Source organism: Actinospineispora eucalypti (genome assembly GCF_039543365.1).
Lineage (GTDB): Bacteria > Actinomycetota > Actinomycetes > Mycobacteriales > Pseudonocardiaceae > Pseudonocardia > Pseudonocardia eucalypti.
This window is the reverse complement of sequence record NZ_BAABJP010000026.1, coordinates 79,516-99,123: the sequence shown is the minus strand read 5'-3', so window position 1 is coordinate 99,123 and position 19,608 is coordinate 79,516. Positions and strand designations below refer to the sequence as shown.

21 protein-coding genes are annotated in these 19,608 nt (G+C 70.6%); 13 read left to right on the top strand and 8 right to left on the bottom strand.

Annotated elements, in window-relative coordinates; all coding sequences use genetic code 11:
* The first annotated feature begins 108 nt into the window (after positions 1 to 108).
* From ABEB12_RS23765 to ABEB12_RS23735, 7 genes are all read left to right on the top strand, one after another.
* Positions 109 to 702, top strand: a complete 594-nt coding sequence (locus ABEB12_RS23765) for an Rv1733c family protein (RefSeq protein WP_185065901.1) — start codon at positions 109 to 111, stop codon at positions 700 to 702.
* 113 nt (positions 703 to 815) lie between these two features.
* Positions 816 to 1,697, top strand: coding sequence for a universal stress protein (locus ABEB12_RS23760; RefSeq protein WP_185065902.1), 882 nt, complete (start codon positions 816 to 818; stop codon positions 1,695 to 1,697).
* A 30-nt stretch (positions 1,698 to 1,727) separates the two neighbouring features.
* On the top strand, positions 1,728 to 2,177 hold the full coding sequence (locus tag ABEB12_RS23755) for a universal stress protein (RefSeq protein ID WP_185065903.1): 450 nt from the start codon (positions 1,728 to 1,730) through the stop codon (positions 2,175 to 2,177).
* 9 nt (positions 2,178 to 2,186) lie between these two features.
* Positions 2,187 to 4,607, top strand: a complete 2,421-nt coding sequence (locus ABEB12_RS23750; RefSeq protein WP_185065904.1) for a phosphoketolase — start codon at positions 2,187 to 2,189, stop codon at positions 4,605 to 4,607.
* Positions 4,604 to 5,794, top strand: coding sequence for an acetate/propionate family kinase (locus tag ABEB12_RS23745; RefSeq protein ID WP_185065905.1), 1,191 nt, complete (start codon positions 4,604 to 4,606; stop codon positions 5,792 to 5,794). Before ABEB12_RS23750 ends, ABEB12_RS23745 begins: the two co-directional genes overlap by 4 nt.
* Before the next feature lie 7 nt (positions 5,795 to 5,801).
* The gene (locus ABEB12_RS23740; protein WP_345703088.1) at positions 5,802 to 6,341 is read left to right on the top strand and encodes a flavodoxin domain-containing protein; all 540 of its coding nucleotides are present in this window, start codon (positions 5,802 to 5,804) and stop codon (positions 6,339 to 6,341) included.
* Complete coding sequence (locus ABEB12_RS23735; protein ID WP_185065907.1) at positions 6,329 to 7,018, top strand: hypothetical protein; 690 nt, start codon at positions 6,329 to 6,331, stop codon at positions 7,016 to 7,018. Before ABEB12_RS23740 ends, ABEB12_RS23735 begins: the two co-directional genes overlap by 13 nt.
* Positions 7,019 to 7,022: 4 nt before the next feature.
* On the opposite strand, the gene ABEB12_RS23730 is transcribed toward ABEB12_RS23735, so the two are convergent.
* Entirely contained in the window at positions 7,023 to 7,307 is a 285-nt protein-coding gene (locus ABEB12_RS23730; protein WP_185065908.1) for a hypothetical protein, read from the bottom strand.
* 197 nt (positions 7,308 to 7,504) lie between these two features.
* On the opposite strand from ABEB12_RS23730, the gene ABEB12_RS23725 reads away from it, so the two are divergent.
* From ABEB12_RS23725 to ABEB12_RS23710, 4 genes are all read left to right on the top strand, one after another.
* Positions 7,505 to 7,801, top strand: a complete 297-nt coding sequence (locus tag ABEB12_RS23725; RefSeq protein ID WP_185065909.1) for a DUF3040 domain-containing protein — start codon at positions 7,505 to 7,507, stop codon at positions 7,799 to 7,801.
* Entirely contained in the window at positions 7,798 to 8,268 is a 471-nt protein-coding gene (locus tag ABEB12_RS23720; RefSeq protein WP_185065910.1) for a pyridoxamine 5'-phosphate oxidase family protein, read from the top strand. Before ABEB12_RS23725 ends, ABEB12_RS23720 begins: the two co-directional genes overlap by 4 nt.
* A 278-nt stretch (positions 8,269 to 8,546) precedes the next feature.
* Positions 8,547 to 8,756: a hypothetical protein gene (locus ABEB12_RS23715; RefSeq protein ID WP_221498806.1), complete on the top strand. Its 210-nt coding sequence runs from the start codon at positions 8,547 to 8,549 to the stop codon at positions 8,754 to 8,756.
* Complete coding sequence (locus ABEB12_RS23710; protein ID WP_221498807.1) at positions 8,753 to 9,253, top strand: hypothetical protein; 501 nt, start codon at positions 8,753 to 8,755, stop codon at positions 9,251 to 9,253. The genes ABEB12_RS23715 and ABEB12_RS23710 overlap by 4 nt, the downstream gene beginning before the upstream one ends.
* Here the strand turns inward: ABEB12_RS23710 and ABEB12_RS23705 are convergent.
* The 5 genes from ABEB12_RS23705 to ABEB12_RS23685 form a co-directional block, all read right to left on the bottom strand.
* A complete protein-coding gene (locus ABEB12_RS23705; RefSeq protein WP_185065911.1) occupies positions 9,228 to 10,235 on the bottom strand; it encodes an Acg family FMN-binding oxidoreductase in 1,008 nt (335 codons plus the stop codon). The genes ABEB12_RS23710 and ABEB12_RS23705 overlap by 26 nt on opposite strands.
* A 63-nt stretch (positions 10,236 to 10,298) precedes the next feature.
* Entirely contained in the window at positions 10,299 to 11,207 is a 909-nt protein-coding gene (locus ABEB12_RS23700; protein ID WP_185065912.1) for a universal stress protein, read from the bottom strand.
* A gap of 139 nt (positions 11,208 to 11,346) precedes the next feature.
* Entirely contained in the window at positions 11,347 to 11,790 is a 444-nt protein-coding gene (locus ABEB12_RS23695; RefSeq protein WP_185065913.1) for a CBS domain-containing protein, read from the bottom strand.
* Positions 11,791 to 11,818: 28 nt separating this feature from the next.
* Positions 11,819 to 12,844, bottom strand: a complete 1,026-nt coding sequence (locus ABEB12_RS23690; RefSeq protein ID WP_185065914.1) for an Acg family FMN-binding oxidoreductase — start codon at positions 12,842 to 12,844, stop codon at positions 11,819 to 11,821.
* A 248-nt stretch (positions 12,845 to 13,092) separates the two neighbouring features.
* Complete coding sequence (locus ABEB12_RS23685; protein WP_345703087.1) at positions 13,093 to 13,863, bottom strand: universal stress protein; 771 nt, start codon at positions 13,861 to 13,863, stop codon at positions 13,093 to 13,095.
* A gap of 364 nt (positions 13,864 to 14,227) precedes the next feature.
* Between ABEB12_RS23685 and ABEB12_RS23680 the strand changes: the two genes are divergently transcribed.
* On the top strand, positions 14,228 to 15,955 hold the full coding sequence (locus tag ABEB12_RS23680; RefSeq protein WP_425572268.1) for a GAF domain-containing sensor histidine kinase: 1,728 nt from the start codon (positions 14,228 to 14,230) through the stop codon (positions 15,953 to 15,955).
* A gap of 53 nt (positions 15,956 to 16,008) precedes the next feature.
* Here the strand turns inward: ABEB12_RS23680 and ABEB12_RS23675 are convergent, their stop codons facing one another.
* Both ABEB12_RS23675 and ABEB12_RS23670 read right to left on the bottom strand, forming a co-directional pair.
* Positions 16,009 to 16,377: an STAS/SEC14 domain-containing protein gene (locus ABEB12_RS23675; protein WP_185065917.1), complete on the bottom strand. Its 369-nt coding sequence runs from the start codon at positions 16,375 to 16,377 to the stop codon at positions 16,009 to 16,011.
* A 372-nt stretch (positions 16,378 to 16,749) separates the two neighbouring features.
* Entirely contained in the window at positions 16,750 to 17,646 is an 897-nt protein-coding gene (locus ABEB12_RS23670) for a phosphate signaling complex PhoU family protein (protein ID WP_185065918.1), read from the bottom strand.
* Positions 17,647 to 18,008: 362 nt separating this feature from the next.
* On the opposite strand from ABEB12_RS23670, the gene ABEB12_RS23665 reads away from it, so the two are divergent.
* Positions 18,009 to 19,568: an AMP-binding protein gene (locus ABEB12_RS23665; RefSeq protein WP_345703085.1), complete on the top strand. Its 1,560-nt coding sequence runs from the start codon at positions 18,009 to 18,011 to the stop codon at positions 19,566 to 19,568.
* Positions 19,569 to 19,608 lie beyond the last annotated feature (40 nt).

Here is a 19,608-nt window from a genome sequence, read left to right as displayed (position 1 = left end):
GACCCCGGCTCGACGGGACTCGACGAGGACCAGACAGATGACCTTCGCCCGTCGCCGAGCCAGCCCGGCGCGGCGCAGGCTTCTCGGCAACCGACGGAGGTGGATCCGATGAGCCGAGACAGGAAACACGCACCCCAGGGCACGTTGCCCAGACGAGCGACCGACCGCGTCGAAGACCTGGTCGCCTGGCTGCTGGTCCTGGTCGGGCTGGTGGGCACCATCGTCACGCTGATGCTCGCCTCGGACGTGTACAGCGGCCAGATGGAGCGAGCGCGGCGGGAAGCGGCGGCGCACACTCCCGTGACCGCGGTGCTGGTGCGGGACGCCTCGACCGCGGTGGCGGCCGGCCGAGCCGGTGACAGCGTTCCCGACGAGATCCCGGTGTGCTGGACCGGGCGGGACGGCCTCGAGCACACCGGCACGACCTCGGTGACCTCCCCGACGAAGGCCGGTCAGACCGTGACCGTGTGGGTGGACCACGCCCAGCGGCAGGTGCCCGCGCCGCCGACCAGAGCCGACGCGATCACCGGCGCGGCGATCGTGGCCGTCCTCGGCTGGTCCACCCTCGCCGCCGCACTGGTGTTGGCCTGGCGGGCCGTCCGACGCACCACCCTCACCTACAACTGCGCCGGGTGGGAACGCGAGTGGTGGGAGGTCGAGCCGCGCTGGAGCGGCCGCGCGCGCGGGGAAAGCATCTCCTGACCAGCGGCGCGGCAGGGGTCGAAAGACCTTCGACGCGGGGACATCAGCCGCTGCCGCGACGCCTCGCCGCCCGGCATCGTGATGAGCAACCAACAGCGAGAAGGGCGAAGGAAATGACTCAGCACGTTCGTGGTCCGGTGGTAGCCGGGGTGGATGGTTCGGACTCCGCGCTCGACGCGGTCCGGTGGGCGGCGGTCGAGGCGCGGCGGCACGGGGCGTCACTGCGGCTGGTGAACGCGTGCCCGTGGCCGCAGCTGCATTACGGCGCCGCTGTGCTCGGTGTCGAGTACCGCGAAGCGTTCCTCGGGATGGCCCAGGAGCAGCTCGACGCCGCGGCGGCGCAAGCCGCCGAGGCCGCGCCGGGCGTCGAGGTTGAGGAGGATGTCGTGGTCAGCTTCGCGGAACCGGTGCTGGTCGACGAGTCGAAGCGGGCGCGGCTGGTCGTCGTGGGCGATCGCGGTGTGGGTCGGCTTACCGGGGTTCTGGTGGGGTCGGTGGCCTCGGCGCTGGTCGCGCGGGGCGAATGCCCGGTCGTGGTGGTGCGCGGCGCGGCCAGGCCGCGACCGGATGCCCCGGTGGTGGTCGGCATCGACGGAGCACCGGACAGCGAGGCGGCGATCGCGTTCGCGTTCGACGCGGCGGCGGCGCGCGGCGTCGGCCTGGTCGCGGTGCTGACCTGGCGTGACGAGTTCGGCGAGTTGCCCATCCGGGCGTTCCTGGACTGGGAGGCGACGATGGAGCGGGAGCGGGAGGTCCTGGCCGAGCGCCTGGCCGGCTGGTCGGAGAAGTACCCGCAGGTGCCGGTGCGGCGCGTGGTGACCGAAGACCGCCCGGTCCGGCGGCTGCTGGCCGAAGCCCAGGACGCCCAACTGCTGGTGCTCGGTTCACGCGGTCACGGCGCGGTCGCCGGGCTGCTACTGGGGTCGGTCAGCCACGCGGTGCTGCACCAAGCCCCGTGCCCGGTCGCCGTGGTCCGACCGGTCGTACAGCGATAGCCGATCGAACAAACGAGAACGGAGAGGGCAATGAGCACACAGACCGTTGTGGTTGGGGTGGACGGTTCGGCGGCGTCGATCGCGGCGTTGCGGGTAGCGGTGGAAGAGGCGGGTCGGCGTTCCGCGCCGCTGCGCGTGGTGTCCGCCTACGATCTGCCGGTGTACTGGGCGTTGCCGGCCGGCCCCGCGCTGGGGGTGACTCCGCGGGAGATCGGTGAGGCAGTCCTGCGGGAGACGCAGTCGGTCGTGGACCAGTTCCTGGCCGGCGTCGCCGATCCGCCGAAGCACGAGGTGCTGGCGGTCGCCGGTCCGGCCGGGCGGGTGTTGGTCGACGCGGCCGAGGACGCCGAGTTGTTGGTGGTGGGTCACCGGGGTCGGGGCGGGTTCTCCAGCATGCTGCTCGGCTCGGTCGGGCTGGCGTGCGTGATCCATGCGCCGTGCACGGTGACCGTGGTGCGTGAACCTTCCCGGGAAGGGTAAGCGGCGACCATGGCTTCGGTGCTTCCGAGCGAACAACAGGTCGACGGGCGCGCGGCGGACGGTGTGTTGTCCGCCGCGCGGCTGCGCTGGGTGGATCGGGTGTGGCGGGCGGCGAACTATCTGTCGGTCGGCCAGATCTACCTGCTGGACAACCCACTACTCCACGAGCCGTTGCGGGCCGAGCAGGTGAAACCCCGGTTGTTGGGGCACTGGGGCACCACCCCGGGGCTGAACTTCCTCTACGCCCACCTGTCCCGCGCGATCGTCGAGCACGACCTGAACGCGATGTACGTGATCGGGCCGGGGCACGGCGGCCCGGCGCTGTTCGCGAACACCTGGCTGGAGGGCAGCTACACCGCCCACGAGCCGGCGATCACCCAGGACCTGGCCGGGATGCGGCGGCTGTTTCGCCAGTTCTCCTTCCCCGGCGGGGTACCCAGCCACGTCGCCCCACAGGTCCCCGGATCGATCCACGAGGGCGGCGAGCTGGGCTACTCCCTGGCCCACGCCTACGGTGCCGCGTTCGACAACCCGGACCTGCTGGTCGCCTGCGTCATCGGCGACGGCGAGGCGGAGACCGGGCCGCTGGCCGCGAGCTGGCACGCGAACAAGTTCCTCGACGCGAAGCGGGACGGGGCGGTGCTGCCGATCCTGCACCTGAACGGCTACAAGATCGCCAACCCGACCGTGCTGGCGCGCATCCCCCACGAGGAGCTGGACTCGTTGCTGCGCGGCTACGGCTACCGGCCCCACTACGTGGAAGGCCACGACCCGGAGGCGATGCACCAGCTGATGGCCGCCACCCTGGACCAGGTCATCCGCGAGATCCACACCATCCAACACGGCGCACGCGGACCCGAACCCGACGGCGAGCGGCCCTGCTGGCCGATGATCGTGCTGCGCACCCCGAAGGGCTGGACCGGCCCCGCCGAGGTCGACGGACTCGCGGTGGAGGGCACCTGGCGCGCCCACCAGGTGCCGTTGGCGCAGGTCCGGGAGAACCCCGAGCACCTGGCCGCGCTCGAAGGCTGGATGCGGTCCTACCGGCCCGAGGAGCTGTTCGACCGGGCCGGCCGCCCGATCGCCGAGATCACCGAGGCGATGCCGCGCGGCCCGAGGCGGATGGGCGCCAACCCGCACGCCAACGGCGGGCAGCTGCTGCGCCCGCTGGACCTGCCCGACCCGCGCGAGTTCGCCATTCCGACGGAGCGGCCCGGCGGGCAGTGGTCCGAGCCGGCCCGGGTGCTGGGCGGTTACTTGCGCGAGGTGTTCCGCCGCAACGCCGAGGCGCGGAACTTCCGGCTGTTCGGGCCGGACGAGACCGCGTCCAACCGGCTCGACGCCGTCTACGAGGTGACCGGCAAGCAATGGCAGGCCGGCCTCGAACCGGTCGACGAGCACCTGGCCCGGGACGGGCGGGTGCTGGAGGTGCTCTCGGAGCACCTGTGCCAGGGCTGGCTGGAGGGTTACCTGCTCACCGGCCGGCACGGGCTGTTCAACTGCTACGAGGCGTTCGCGCACATCGTGGACTCGATGTTCAACCAGCACGCCAAGTGGCTGAAGATCGCCCGGAACCTGCCCTGGCGGGCACCGATCGCCTCGCTGAACTACCTGATCTCCTCGCACGTGTGGCGCCAGGACCACAACGGGTTCTCCCACCAGGACCCCGGCTTCATCGACCACGTGATGAACAAGAAGTCCGAGGTCGTGCGGGTCTACCTGCCCCCGGACAGCAACACGCTGCTGGCCGTCGCCGAGCATTGCCTGGCCAGCCGCGACCTGGTGAACGTCATCGTGGCAGGCAAGAACCCCACCCCGGTCTGGATGGACGCCGAGCAGGCCGCGCTGCACTGCGCCCGAGGCGCCGGCATCTTCGAATGGGCCAGCACCGATACCGACAGCGCTGCTGATGGTGAGCCGGACGTGGTGCTTGCCTGCGCCGGTGACGTGCCGACCCTGGAAGTGCTCGCCGCGACCGACCTGCTGCGCCGGCGGCTGCCCTGGCTACGGGTCCGGGTGGTCAACGTGGTCGACCTGATGCGGCTGCAGCCCCACACCGAACACCCGCACGGCATGACCGACCCCGAGTTCGACGCCCTGTTCACCCGGGACAAACCGGTGCTGTTCGCCTACCACGGCTACCCCTGGCTCATCCACCGCCTCACCTACCGCCGCGCCAACCACCACAACCTGCACGTGCGCGGCTACAAGGAGGAAGGCACCACCACCACACCCTTCGACATGCTCGTGCAAAACGACATGGACCGGTACCGGCTGGTCATCGACGTGATCGACCGCGTGCCCGGTCTCGGGGCCCGCGCCGCCCGGCTGCGCCAGGACATGACCGACGCCCGGGCCCGGCACCATCGGTGGATCCGCGAGCACGGCGAGGACCTGCCCGAGGTCCGCGACTGGGCCTGGCCGCAATGAACGTCCTGGTCGTCAACGCCGGCTCGTCCAGCCTCAAACTCCGCCTCCTCGACCAGCACGACCGGGTGGTGGATCAGCTGGACGTGGACGACTGGGACGACGCCACCGACACCACTGAACTGCGCCGGTTCGTCGCCACGGTGGGGCGGGTGGACGCCGTCGGGCACCGGATCGTGCACGGCGGCACCGAGTTTCGCGAGGCCGTGGTGATCGACGAGGGCGTGCGCGACCGGATCGCCGCGCTCACCGAACTCGCCCCACTGCACCAACCACGCGGCGTCGCCGGCATCGACGCCCTCACCGACACCCTGCCCGACACACCCACGGTGGCCTGCTTCGACACCGCCTTCCACACCGCAATGCCGGCCGCCGCCGCCACCTACGCCCTCCCGCACGCGTGGAACGAGCGCTACCGGCTGCGCCGCTACGGCTTCCACGGCCTGTCCCACGCCTACATCGCCGAACGCGCCGCCCAACTGGTCGGCCGCCCGGTCGAAACACTGCGCACGGTCAGCTGCCACCTGGGCGCCGGCGCCTCCCTGGCCGCGATCGCCGGCGGCCGCTCGGTGGACACCACCATGGGCTTCACCCCGCTCGCCGGGCTGGTCATGGCCACCCGCACCGGCAGCATCGACCCCGGCCTGCTGCTCTGGCTGACCCGCCACACCGACCACACCCCGGACCAGCTCGCCCACGTACTCGAACACGAATCCGGTCTGGCCGGCCTCACCGGCGGCACCGGCGACATGCGCGACATCGAACACGCCGCCGACGCCGGCGACCCGCGCGCCCAACTCGCCCTCGCGGTCTACCTGCACCGGCTACGCCGGGAGATCGCCGCCATGACCGCCGCCCTCGGTGGCCTGGACGTCCTGGCCTTCACCGGCGGGGTGGGGGAGCACAGCGCCCTGGTCCGCCGGGAGGCCGTGACCGGCCTGCGCTACCTCGGTGTCGCCATCGACGAGGACCGCAACCACGACCCACACACCGACACCGACATCAGCGCACCCGACACGGCGGTCCGCACCCTCGTGGTCACCGCGCGGGAAGACCTGCAGATCGCCCGCCAAACCCGCGCCGCACTCCACCGGTCGTCCCCCGGCAACACCGACGAACGCCCTCCCGCGGCGGGGCCTTGGACCCTGTCCCAGGGCACCGCGGCGCGGCAGCATCAACCCCGGAGGTGAACGCATCATGCCGGACGTCCTGGTGATATACGCATCCAAGATGGGCTCGACCCAAGAGATCGCCGAGGCCATCACCGCCCACCTGTGCGTGGCCGGGCTTTCGGTCGACCTCTACCCGGCCGAAGACGCGCCGGACCCGATTGGCTATCGCGCGGTCGTGCTCGGCAGCGCCGTCTACCTGCGCCGGTGGCGCCGCCCCGCGCTGCGCTACCTGCGACGCCATACGACAACGCTGCGCGGACTGCCCGTCTGGTTGTTCCAGAGCGGCCCCTGCGGCGAGCACGACGCGTCCGAGGGCATCCCCACGCCCCGCGCGGTGCGCCGGCTCATCGACCGCACCGACGCCTTCGAACCGGTCACCTTCGGTGGACGGCTGGACCCGGCGCGCGCCGCCGGCGCCCTGGCGCGCTGGCTCAGCTCCAGCAAGGAGCTGCGCGGTGACTTCCGCGACTGGGTGGCGATCCGGGGCTGGGCGCGCGGCATCGCCGGGCAGCTCGGCGCCGGAGAACCGCACCTGGCACACGAGGCCGGCCCGTGGCGCCCCTGAGCCGCCCGGGGCCGCCGGTCCTGGAACGGCCCACGCGGGAAGATCTCGTGGTGCTCACCCAGGCGGTGGCGCCGCCGCACTGGACCGAGACCTGGTGCAAACACACCGACCGACCGTTGGTCACTCGACACCTCACAACGCAGAGCCCGCACGGCGCGCCCACCGGCCTGCTCCGCGCGGTCGCCGACCTCGCCGGCCACCACATCCTGCTCACCCGAGCGGCCGGGGGCCATGCCGCGCCGAACCGTGTTGTCGCGGCACTCGGCGATCTGCCCCGCGACGCCGGGGTCCTGGCCGAGGCCGAGGCGTGCGCCGAGCACCTGAACGTCCCACTGGTGCTGATCCACGGAGTACCGCTGGCGTTCGCCGAACGCAGCGTCGGCCTGGAGCAAGCACTCGACCACGGCGGCTGGCTCCTCGACACCGCCGAGCAACAGGTGATGGCCGGTGCACCGCGCCTGGAAGTGACCCCGAGGCTGGTCAGGACGCGGGCCCATGAACTCGTCACCGACGTCCCGGACAACGAGCTGCTCGTGCTCGGCATGTCACACCACTCGACCCGGCCCGCGCCACACCTGGCCGGGATGAGCGCGATCAACTTCGCACCGGGCCCGATCCTGTTCGTGCCCACCTACCGGTTCACCGAGCCGGACGGCCCGGCTGTGCCGCGCTGGTGAACATTCAGGTCTCGTCGTCCTGCTCGGTCAGCAAGCGGTGGATCTCGTGGAGGGCGAGCCCACGCGCGTAGGTGAACAACCTTCGGCTGCGCCAATCTCCACCCGGGGACTCCTCGACGCGCACCAGCATGTACTTCCCGTAATCCATCGCTCGTGGGTCGCGGCGACGACTCTTCTGCAACTCCAGGCCATGGCGCCGAGCCATCCGGCGAATGTCGTTCTCGTAGACCCGGTACTCGGCCGTGCTCATGGCGTTGATCTGCTCCGCGGACGGGATGTCAACGTCCATGGCCTGAACGGTACTCAAACCGATGCGACGAATGGGCGGCTGAGGTGGCGATTTCACCCCTCGTGGCACGGACCTGTGGCCTCCCCAACGGTGTCGGAAAGCGCTCTTGGTGGGGCAGTACGGCCCTATCCGCGCCGCGGCCCCCGGACGACGATGAATGCCAGAGGAAGCGGCAGACATCGCGGTGGGAGGAAGCCATGTTGAGCGAACGAGAAGCACGCAGCCTGCGAGCGATCGAGCGGCAGCTCGTCGCCGAGGACCACCGGTTCGTCGCGTTCATGAGCCGCCCGGTTTTCGACCGGCGCGATCGGTGGACGCGCCGCGGCTACGACATGGTCATCGGGATCGCGCTTTCGTCGGCGGTGCCGTGTATCGCGCTCAGCGGCGGCGAAACCCTGCTGCCCGGGCTCACGGCCGTGGCACTGGCGGGGCTGACCGGCTATGTGCGCTGGCGGAGGTTCCCTCCGCGGCGGGTCGCACGGTCGCGGACATGAGCAACACCCGATCGGAGATCGTTGTGGACAACATCATTGAGCTCAGGAAGCTGGACAGGGCCGAATGCCTGCGGCTGCTGGCCGAGCAGAACATCGGGCGAGTCGTGTGCACCGATGCCGCGATGCCGGCGGCACTTCCGGTGAACTACCGGTTGGTCGGTGGCGAGGTGATTTTCCGGGTCGGCCGGGACGGTCAACTCGCCGCCGCAACGCGAAACAACGTCGTCGGCTTCGAGGTCGACGAGATCGATGCGCGCACCCACACCGGATGGAGCGTGCTCGGCATCGGGGAGGCGTACGAGATCCTCGACCGCAAGCGACTTTCCGGCCTGGCGAGCACGGTGCCGGAGCCATGGCCCACATACCGTTCGACCAGCACGATTGCCGTACCGCTGCGGGTAATCAGTGGGCGACGGCTGGCCATGGCGAGCTGGGTGAGCAACGCGCTGTGCGGTGAAGCGATCTGACCGCGAGGAGCCGAGGACCCCAGCTTTTATGCAGGATCACTACAGTAGAATCACCACTTATAAGATCCGGCTGCGTGAAAGGGTTGGTGCGGGTGGCGACAACGGCCAGAACGTTCGGAACTCTGTTCTCACTCCTGCTGGCCGGGGCGGTCACCGCCTGTGGCGCCGCGAGTGCACCCGGTCCGGCCGCCCCGAGTGCACCCGACACCGCGCCCGCCGCGACACAGGCCCCCGCGACTCAGGCCCCCGCGACATCCGCCGCCTCGGCGCCTCGGAAGGTGTCGGCGAACACGGCGAGCGAGGAAGAGATCGCCGCCGCGCTGCGGGCCGCCGGTGTGCGCAATGCCGAACGCTGGGCGGAGGAGGTCGTCGAGTACCGGCCGTACCCGGCCGATGACCCGAACCTGACCACGCTGCGGAAGAACCTTGCCAAGTACAACCCGGGGCAGGAAACCACCGACAAGATCGTTTCCGCGCTCACCCCGTGACCGGCGCTCCCGGGGTGTCCGCCGAGCTGACCCGCCGCGGATTGCTGCTGCTCACCGCCCTCGGGATCGGGGCGACCGCGTTCGAGCTGGCCACGGAACGGCACTGGAACGGGCTGGCGCAGCTGATTCCGTGGGTCACCCTCGGGGTCCTGGCGCTCGGCGTGGCGCTCGCGGCGCTGGCCGGCGAGCGGGGGACACTCACGGTGCGGGTGCTTGCCTCGGTCGTGCTCGTCGCCTCGGTCTACGGGATTTTCGAGCATGCTTCGGCCAACCACGCCTCCGGGCCGTTGGACCAGGCCCACGCGGAGGTCTGGGACACGCTGCCGGCGGTGACGCAGTGGTGGTACGCGGTGACCAAGACCGTGGGACCGGCGCCCCCGCTCGCGCCCGGTGTGCTCGGCCAGCAGGCGTTGCTGTTGTTGCTCGCCACCTGCATCCCTACCCGGCCGAACTCCAGTGCCCGGGGGGCGGTCAGGCCTCGGGCTCGACGTCGGTGACCTCGGCGAGATCCTCCAGTGGGCGTCGAGGCGTCCGCGGGACCGGTGACCCTCGGCCCAGCCGCAGCACCGCCTGCGGCCAGAGGCCCCCACCGATGAGCGTGCGGAGCTTGCGCCGGGTCTCGGGCACCTCCACCACCTGCGACAGGAACGACGCGGACATGCCATGGTCGATGGCGGTGAGCAGCACCCGCTGCATCGCCTGGCCGGCCTGCAGGCGCGCCGGAGGGAGATCATGGAAGGAGCCGATCACCACGATCAACGGTGCTGACTCGAAGTCCTTCCCTTCGACGCGGCGCCGACCCTGGCCCGCGGTGAAGTCACGCAGCGTCCACTCGTCGTGCGCCTCCGGCAACGGTCCGCCGCTGGACACGGGCACCCCGTCGCTTTCGCCGAACGGCCGTCCGGTCCAACGCTGCCACTCCGCGACGAACCCCGGGTCTTCCTGCTGCAGGAAGTGCGCCTGCTGCACCAGCTGGCGCAACGTCGGTACCTGCTCGGGCGGCAGCAGCGCCAGCCAGCTCCGCTCGGCCTCCGCCGCCCGGCGCAGCGCATCCCGTTCCGGGCCGGTGAACGTCTCGTCGAAGAAGGGTTGGCGGTTGGTGCGGCGGCGCGGGATCGCCGCGATCAGCCGTTGCTCGGCCGGGCTGGCCATCTGGTGCCCCCGCGGTCGCACGGTCGCGAGCAGCTCCGGTCGCCGATGATCCGGGAACAGGCGTACGTCCGGGTAATACCCGAGGCCGCGAATCGCCAACCGCAGGTTGAGCAGCGCGGCGCCGCAGGCCAGTAACAGCTCCCGGTTGTCCGGGTCGGCGGCGGGCAGCGCACGGTCGACGTCGGCGTGCAACTCGATCGTCGAGGGCGTGCAGCGGAACCGCCAGGGCTGGCTGTTGTGCAGCGACGGGGCGCGGGTGGCCGCCAGCAGGGCTTCCCGCACCTGTTCAGTGCTCAGGCCCCCTACCGGGACCAACGTGGCCGGCATAGCTGTACCTCCTCAAGGGCCGCGCCGCGGGGCGGGTGCTCCGGGCGTGGTGGTTGCTGGTCCTCAGCTGGTTGCGCCGGCACCGGTCGGCTCCTTCGCGGGTTCCAGGATCGCGGTGGCCCCGGGTGGGACGACCGCCACAGGGCAGGGGGCGAACTCGATCAGCCCTTGGCTGGTGGAGCCCCAATGCGGCCCGCCGGGGGCGCCGGCGCGTCGCTGCCCGACGACCACCAGCCACGCGTCGTGGCCGTGAGCGAGCAGCGCGCGCAGCGGCGTGCCGGACACCACCTGGCTGTCCACGGTCAGTTCCGGGTGTCGCCGAGCGAGCGGCTCGAGCCGGGAGGTCAACAGTGCGTGACCCCGCCGGGCCAGTTCGCTGGCGTCCTCGGGCAGCCGGTGAGCGTGCCCACCGATGTCGCGGACGAGCTCGGAGTAGGTGTGCACGGCCAGGAGCCGGCGGTGTTCGCTGTGCCCGGCAAGCTCGGCGGCGAAGGCCAGCGCCCGGTCACCGGTCGCCGACTCGTCCACGCCCACTACGACGGGGCCCTCGCGGCGCGGCGGGACTCCTGGCGTCTGCCCGCGCACCACCACGAGCGGACACGGGCACCGCTGCAGCAGGGGCACCGCGTTCTCCCCGGCCAACACCCCGCCCCAGCCGCGCGCGCCGTAGCTGCCCAGCACCAGCATCCGCGCGTCGGCGGAGCGGACGTGCAGCTGGTCGATCGTCGCGCCGTAGCGCACTTCGGTGGCGACCGGGTCGGCTCCGGTCCGCTCGGCGGCGGAGGCGAGCTCACGTAGCCAACTGGGGAGCTCTGGCGTCGATACCGTGCCGGCCCCGTTGACCACGTGAGTGAGGCACAGCGGTGCCCGCCACGCGCTCGCCAGGTCGGCGGCCCAGAGTGCGGCGTCGTGGGCCGATGCGGTGTCGTCCACCCCGACCACGATGGGTCGGGCGTCGATCCTGGTAGTCATCACGTTTCCGCGCTCCTTCCAATGTGGCGCGTCGTCCGATGACCAGCGTGGCCGTCAGGCGGGGTGTGCGGATAGGGCAGCCGGGACTCACCGGGAAGGCCGAAAGACCCCTCGCCCGACCAGCACCGGCGCGTCTTGATCAGCCATGGCCGGGCACGCTGCGGGCCAGGGACCGGATGATGTCGGTGGCGGTGACGATGCCGATGAGGTGGTCACCGTCGTGGACCAGTACCGCGTCCAGGCCGTTGGCCGCCATGCAGGCGGCGGCGCGCGATCGCCGATCGGTGGTGCGCAGCGACGGAACCGGGCGCCGCAGCGGGCCGACCAGCACGGGGTGGGCCTGCTGGGCCAGATCCTCCAGCACCCCGCGCAGCACATCGCGCTCGAACACCACCCCGAGGCAGTCGGGACCGTCCATGACCGGCAGGTGCCGCACCTGGGCGCTGACCATCAGCCGCAGCGCGACGTGGACGTCGGAGTCGGGGGTGATCGCCACCAGGCGGTGGGTCATCAGGTCCCGCAGCCGCGGATCCTCGTCGAGGGTTTCCGGGGGCGCGGCGAGGTGGGATTCTCCGGCCGACATGGTGGGCCTCCCGCGGTGGTCGGTGGCGCTAATGGGTGAGCAGAACCGAGCCCAGGTCACGCCGGGGGGTGGGTGGTAGTTCGGCGGCGCGACTTGCCGGCCAGCCGATCCGGACGACCAACTGCGGGTACGCCGACACCCGCAGCACGCTGTGGCGCAGCTCGCGGCGGCTGACCGAGGTCTCGATCGCCTGACTGAGTGGAGTGGTGGCCAGTCCGGCTCGGGTGGCGGTGAGCAGCACGGCGCTGGTGGCCTCGCCGGCGCGTAGCCAGTCCAGCGGTTCGTCCTCGGCGGTGACCAAGACGAGCAGTTCCGCGCCGCCGCGGATGGCGGCCTTGTTGAGCGACTGGTGGGGTTGCGACAGGCGTGCGCGGGGAAAGCGCCGCAGCGGGGATGGTTCGAGCAGGTCGGTTGGTGCGGCGGGGACATTCTCCGCCGGTACCCCGTCCCGGCCTCCGGGGTACCGGGCGGTCCACAGCGCCAGCTCGGCGGCGTACCCGGGCGCCACCTGCTGCTCCCGCGCGCCCCGCGCCAACGCGGCCTCGAGCCGTTCGCGCACCGCCGGTGCGGTGGCCGCGATCAGTTCGGCACCTTGGTGCTCGGCCTGCTGGGCGCACTCGCGCAGCAGGTGCCGAGGGACCGGCCGATGGCTCATTCGGCGGCGATCGGTGCGGCGTTGCTCGATGACCGGGTACAGCGCCGCCATCGCGGGGTCGGCGTCGCCTGGTGTGACGGTGATCGTGGCCAGGTGACCGAGCCGGTCCGGGTCGGGCATCCGCCGCACCCTGATAGCGAGGTCGCGGGCCGCGAGCGCCACTCGCAGGTGATGCAGCGCGGCCCCGCAACTGATCATCAGGTCGCGCCGGTCCGGATCGGTCCAGGGCAGGTGCCGGGTCCAGTCGGCGTGCAGCTCGACCCGGTCGGCGCCGATGCGCCACCGCCACGGCTGGGTGTTGTGTACCGAGGGCGCGCGCAACGCGTCGCTGACCGCGGCACTGAGATCAGCACTGAGATCGGCACTGAGGCCGGTGCCGTGTCGTGAGGTCTTAGCCATGTGCCTTCACTCCTTGACGCGTCGACCTGGTGCATTACCGCCTGTGCCCCCAGCATCGGAGGCGCCGGGGGGCGCGGAGAAGGGGCGTTGGCCCCTGACCTAGGGGCCGTTCGGCCGGGCGGTCAGGTCCACCAGGGAGGCGTCCACTACGGGTACGCGCGGCGCGACTCCGTCGAGGGCGACGCGCGGCACGTCCCGCCCGATGCCTCCCAGCCCGTTGATGTCCCGCGCCGGCAGACCGGGGCCGGCTAGCGGCGGTGGGGGACGTGGTCGGGCACCACGAGTACCGGGCAGCGCGTGGCGCGCAGAACCCGGGCGAGTGGTGAACGGAGCCGCACCGCTGTCTTGTTGTCACGGGCGGACTGCCCGACGACGAGCAGCCGCGCGCGGTGGGTGAGCGCGGCGAGCGCGGAGGCCGGGTCGTCGGCGATGACCAGCTTGCGCACCTGAACGGCCGGATACTCGGCGGCCCAGCCATCCACCTTGGCGTCCAGTTCCCGCTGGGCGCGCCGCGCGGCCTCGTCGAAGGCGGCGAAGGCCTCGGGAGTGGGCAGCCCGATCGGCACGGCGGGGTCGAACCACACCCGCACCGCGCGCAGTACCGCTTTCCGGGTGGTCGCCTCCTGGAAGGCGCTCCCGATTGCCTCGTCCGCGGTCGACGTGGTGACACCGAGCAGCACCGGCCCTTCGGAGGCCGGCCGGTCCGGGACGAACGCCACGCGACAGCCGGCATCCAGTGCGTGGCTGACAGCGTTCGGCGCGTCGGCCGGAAGGACCAGCAGGCCGTCTCCGGCCTCGGCCAGCTCCGCCGGGCCACGCAGGCACCGTCGCCGCCGCACGTCGACGGTGGGTCCGGGAGCGATCTCCCGGACGGTCGCCAGCGCGTCCGCGAGTCCTTCGGCGCCGGGTGCCTCGGCGGTCCGGAGCGCCAGAGTGATCGGCGAACGGTGAAGCCTGGCGTATTCGGCGGCCCAGCGAAGCGCGGCGTGGCCGGAGCGCGATGAGTCGAGGCAGACCACGATCGTTTGTGCCGGTGGGGTCGCTGGTTCGGCTCGCCGATCTATTTCGGGCATCGAGTGGGTGGTCACGGCGGTCCCTTTCGTTTGTCAGCCGCCAGCGTCATACCGGGCACACCGGTGGATGAACCTTCTTTGGGCCCGGGTTTCCAGGTCGGCGGTCACCAGTCGCCGGCGAGGCCGATGAACGCCGGCGCAACCCAGGACCTAAGACCTGGGCGAGGTACCGGTGCGGCACTGTGCCGGCTGAGCGCCGGTGGTGGGCCTGGGCGGGAGAAGGAAGACGCCGCGCCGGGGCGGCGAAAACTGTGTCGAGATGAGAGCGACAACACGCGGCGGCCGTGCCAAGGTGAACGTCGTGAACGACATCGAGGGCGAAGACGGTGGCGCTCGCGTGGCACAACCGGCGGTGAGCGAGACGTTGTCCCAGCTGCGGCTGCGGGCATTGCTCATCGAGGTGCAGGACCGCATCGGGGAGATCGTCAGCGGTCGGGACCAGATCGATGGGCTGCTGGACGCGGTGTTGGCGGTGTCCTCCGGTCTGGATCTGGATGAGACGTTGCGCGCGATCGTGCGCGCGGCGATGAGCTTGGTTGAGGCCGAGTACGGGGCGCTGGGTGTGCTGGCCCCGGACGGGTCGTTGAGCGAGTTCGTCTATGTGGGTATCGAGGACGACGTGCGGGACCTGATCGGCGATTTGCCGACCGGCAAGGGCGTGCTCGGAGTGGTGATCGAGGACGCGAAGCCGCTGCGGTTGCCGAACCTGGCGGAGCACCCGATGTCGGTGGGTTTCCCGGCGAACCATCCGCCGATGCGTACCTTCCTCGGGGTGCCGATCAGGGCACACGGCGAGGTGTTCGGCCGTCTCTACCTGACCGAGAAAAAGAACGGGCAGCAGTTCAGCGAGGACGACGAGGTCGTGGTGCAGGCGTTGGCCGGGGCGGCCGGCATCGCCATCGACAACGCCCGCCTCTACGAGGAGAGCCGGCGCCGGCAACGCTGGCTGGAGGCCGCGGGCGAGGTCACCGCCCGCCTGCTCGGCGGCAGCGACCCTTCCGAGGTGCTGCGGCTGATCGCGAACCGGGCGCTGGAACTGACCGACGCCGACTACACCCTGATCGCGCTGCCGGACGACCCAGAAGCGCTGCCCGCCGAGGTCGCCGAGCTGGTGGTTGCCGTGTGCGCCGGCCTGGAACCCGACCAGATCACCGGCACAAGACTGCCGGTCAAAGGATCCACGACGGGGGCCGTGTTCTCCGACCAGGTACCGCGCAACGTGCCCAAGCTGGCGGTCGACCTCGATGATCGCTCCGACGTCGAGTTCGGGCCGGCCCTGGCGCTCCCGCTAGGCACCGGCGACGCCATCGCCGGGGTGCTGCTGGTGATCCGGTCCTCAGGCGCGGCCGCATTCGACGAACACCAGCTGCAGATCGTGTCCTCGTTCGCCGACCAGGCCGCGCTGGCGTTGCGCCAGGCGGAGAACCAGTCCGCGCGCCGCGAGCTGGAGGTGCTCGCCGACCGCGACCGCATCGCCCGCGACCTGCACGACCACGTCATCCAGCGGCTGTTCGCGATCGGCCTTTCCATGCAGGGCACCCACCGGCGGGCGAAGTCCCCGATAGTCGCCGACCGCCTCAACGAGCACATCAACCAGCTGCAGGAAGTGATCCAGGAAATCCGCGGCGCGATCTTCGACCTGCAGGCCGGCCCCGCCGAGACGCCGCGACTGCGGGCGACGCTGCACGGCGTGATCACCGAGCTGACCGAGGACACCCCCATCCGCACCACGGTACGGATGTCCGGGCCGCTGGACGTGGTCCCCGCCCACCTCGCCGAGCATGCCGAGGCGGCGTTGCGCGAGGCGGTGAGCAACGCCGTGCGCCACGCCCGGGCCAGCGAGCTCACTGTGACCGTCTCGGTGGACGACGATCTGGTCATCGAGGTCACCGACAACGGGGTCGGCATCCCGGACACGGTCGCGCGCAGCGGTCTGCACAACCTCGAACGGCGAGCCGAGCAAGCCGGCGGACACAGCGCCATCGCCAACGCGGCCGGCGGTGGCACCAGGCTGACCTGGAGCGTCCCCCTGCCCTGAGCGGCAGCAACGAACTCGGCGCACCGGGACGCCACCAACCCGAGCGCGACTGGTTATCCGGCGGCCCATTCCTTGGCCTGCTCGAGGTCGTCGAGGCCGAACAGGCTGAGTTCCCCTGGCACCATCCAGGCGAAGGCGTGCAGCGCGTGGGCAACCCAGTCCTGGTCGGACACCACCGCGATTCGCTTGAACGACGAATGATGGCCGATCAGAGCACCGAGGCCCAGCTTCAGATCTTCGATCAGGCCGCCCGGTCCGAAGCCCTCATAATCGGGAGCCACGACCTCGACGATTCGGATCTCGTCGGTCCTCCCCAGTTTCTCCATGGCCGGCTTGAACGCATGTAGCTCATCACCGCTCAGGCGGCCCGACACGCGGATGCCGGTCACTCCCTCCGGCATGTCCGGCAGCATTTCGATCATCGATCCTCCTTGGTCGCTTCGCCCAGGTCCTTCCCAAGGGTGATCTTCCTCCCGCGCAGTGGGCCGATCGAGGCCCTATCGCTCGGTGTAGGTCTGTTCGGGCACGGCGTGGCCTCGGGAGCGGCCATGATGACCGTGCGACAGCCGGGGCGTTGCTGGGTTCCTCACCTGAACGCGCGATTCCACAAAGATCGATACCGCTAGGTATCGAAAAGTCGGTGGGCTCCTGGTTAGATCGGCAGATCCCGCGCCAACGGCGTGGGATCTGCCGGAGGGGTCGTCGCCTGGGGTCGGGGGACAGTTGCCTAGGCGACGACCCCTGGGACACCGCGCGTCTGCACCCGATGGGGCATCGTGCAAGCAGGTCGACCGTCAGCCGTAGGGGGTGGTCGGCCGGAGAGCCTGGTTGGCGTGGACCAGCTGAGTGCACGGGTATTCCACGAAATGGTCGGTACTGCATCTGAGACACTCGCCGTACTCGCCTCTTTGATGCTTGGCCAGGATCCACTCGGCGGAGCCGGAATTACGGTAGAACCTGGTCAGCGGGTCCTCGGCCCAGAAGTCTCGGACACCGGACATTCTTACCCGCGCTTCCGCGCCGGAGGATTTGCGCGCCGGGGGTGCCAGTCGCAGGGTCGGCGTGTGGTGCGGTGCGTCACTGGTGGTGTTGTCGAGTTGTCGAGCAATGAAGATTGCGTGGGCGGCGAATCGTTCGAACCATCGCGCCAGCGATGCGACATCCGTGCTGCTCTGTGGGGGATAGGGCGGACTGGTGCGCTCAAGGGTGTCAAGCAGGTGTCGTTGCAGCCAGTCGAGTTCGTCACGCATCCGCTGCAGCGCGGGCATCGACGCCCCGACGGGCGCGGTGATGGCTTGTTCCAGATGGCGCCCCGAACGCAGAGCGAGCTGGCTCATCCGGACGAGCTGCTCGCGCAGTGCACCGGGTATCACCGGCTGAGGATGCAGCCGGCACACGAGCTCGGCGATGTGGCGGTCCAGCTCGCCCATTCGCACGATCTTGTCCGAGGCCGTCATCGCCGCGACCGCGATCCGGCGGTCGGTAGTCAGCGGCTCGAGCAGGCAGAGCCGGGCACATCGGGTGCCCCGTCGCGCGATCTGCTCGTGCGTGTCGATCACCCGGCACGCGAGCTTCAGGTCCTCGTGTAACAGCGCGTGGCTGGCGTGCTGCAACGAGGAACACACAAGCCCGCACAAACTCGCCAACTCGTCTCGAAGCTGGCCAAGCGTGTTGTGAAGTAGGTCACGCACGCCGAGCACCCTATGCCCGCAGTGCAACATCCGTTACACCGGCCGCTCGACCACTGTCATGGGTTCCGGTATCAGTCCTGGCGCGGGAGACCTGAATCGTGTCGGGACTGAAGCGTCTTGATCACGAGTCGATCCTCGGTGTGCTGGCGAGGAGGCGCCAGGCGTCGCCCTTGCTATGACTCCGAGTGCTACCCAGCATGGGGTGAGGCCGCGAACACCGACCAGGCCAGCGCCGAACTTCGCGGTGCCTCCTCCCTGGTCGACGGATTTCTTGACTTATCAGTTAGTTATCTCAGATGCTGGAGGGAGTGTGCCACACCGGCGTCCACTCAGGGGCTCGTCGGCGAAAGAGGGAGCAGGCAGTGAGCGGACAGGCCAGCGAAGGGGCGCTCTACGCCGATCTGATCGTCGAGGCGTTCGACCGCCACGGCGATCGGGAGGCGTTCGTCCACGGCGACCGTCGGATGACCTATGCCGAGGCGAGAGACTTCACGGCCCGGCTGGTCCGCGTCCTGGCCAAGTCCGGTGTCGGCCGTGGCTCGTCGGTCGCCGCCCTCAGCCCGAACGCGCCCGAGGCGTGGCTCATGCAAGCCGCCGCGTACCTGCGGGGGGCTACCTTCAGCGGCCTCCACCCGCTGGGGTCTATCGAGGACCACATCCGACTCTGTGACGACGCCGAGGTAGCGGTCCTGCTGGTGCACCCTCGGCTGGCGGAGGTCGGGGCCGCCGTCGTGGAGAAGGCGTCGACCGTCCATACGGTGCTCACCCTCGGGCCCTCGGACCTCGGCAGGGACGTCCACGAGGTCTGCTCGGAGCAGAGCGGCGGCCCACTGGTCCGCGAGCCGGGGATCGAGCCGGAGGACACCGCGTGGCTGCAGTACACCGGTGGGACCACGGGCCGGGCAAAGGGTGTGATGCTGCCGCAGCGGGCGCTCGCACAGCAGGCGGTGTCGTGGCTGGCGTCGTACGGCGTGCCCGAGCGCCCGCGCTACCTCGCGGCGGCGCCGATCACACATGCGGCCGTGCTCCCGGTGCTGCCCACCCTGCTGAGGGGTGGCTGTGTCGTGCTCCACGAGGCGTTCGATCCTGCGGCATACCTCAAGACGATCGAGGACGAGCGCATCAACTACACCTTTGGCGTCCCCACGATGTTGGGCGCTCTGATCGCCACGGCGCGGCAGGGGAACTACGACCTGACCTCGCTCCGCACGTTCGCCTACGGCGCCGCGCCCGTGTCCCCGTCCTGGCTTCAGGAGGCCCAGGAGACCTTCGGCTCGGTGCTGCTCCAGGGCTACGGGCAGACGGAGTCCGGCGGGTTCATCTGCTCGCTGCGACCGGACGAGCACCTGCCGGAGCAGCTGACGTCCTGCGGACGGCCGGCGGTCGGGGTCCGGGTGCAGCTTCAGGACGCCGACGGCGCGGCGGTGTCGCCGGGAGAGATCGGCGAGATCGCTGTCCGCTCGCGCGCGGTCATGAGCGGGTACCTCGGCCAGCCTGAGGAGACCGCACACGCGTTGCGGGGCGGCTGGCTCCACACCGGGGACATCGGCAGGCTCGATGAGCGCGGCTTCCTGCACATCGTCGACCGGGCGAAGGACATGGTGATCACCGGCGGTTTCAACATCTACCCTCGGGAGGTCGAGGACGTTCTCACCGGGCATCCCGCCGTCTCTGGGGCCGCGGTTGTCGGAGTGCCGGACGAGCGGTGGTGCGAGGCGGTCCGGGCGTACGTGGTCCTGCGGCCGGGGGAGACGGCGACCGTCGAGGAGCTCACCGCCCTCGTTCGGAGCCGCAAGGGACCTGCCCACGCGCCCAAGGCCGTGGTCTTCGTTCCCGACCTGCCGACGACCGCGGCGGGGAAGATCGACAAGAAGGTTCTGCGCGAGCTCACCTGGGCGGGCCGGGACCGCCAGGTCAACTAAGGCTGCCGACTGCTGGCGGCACCCGACCAGAGAGAGGAAC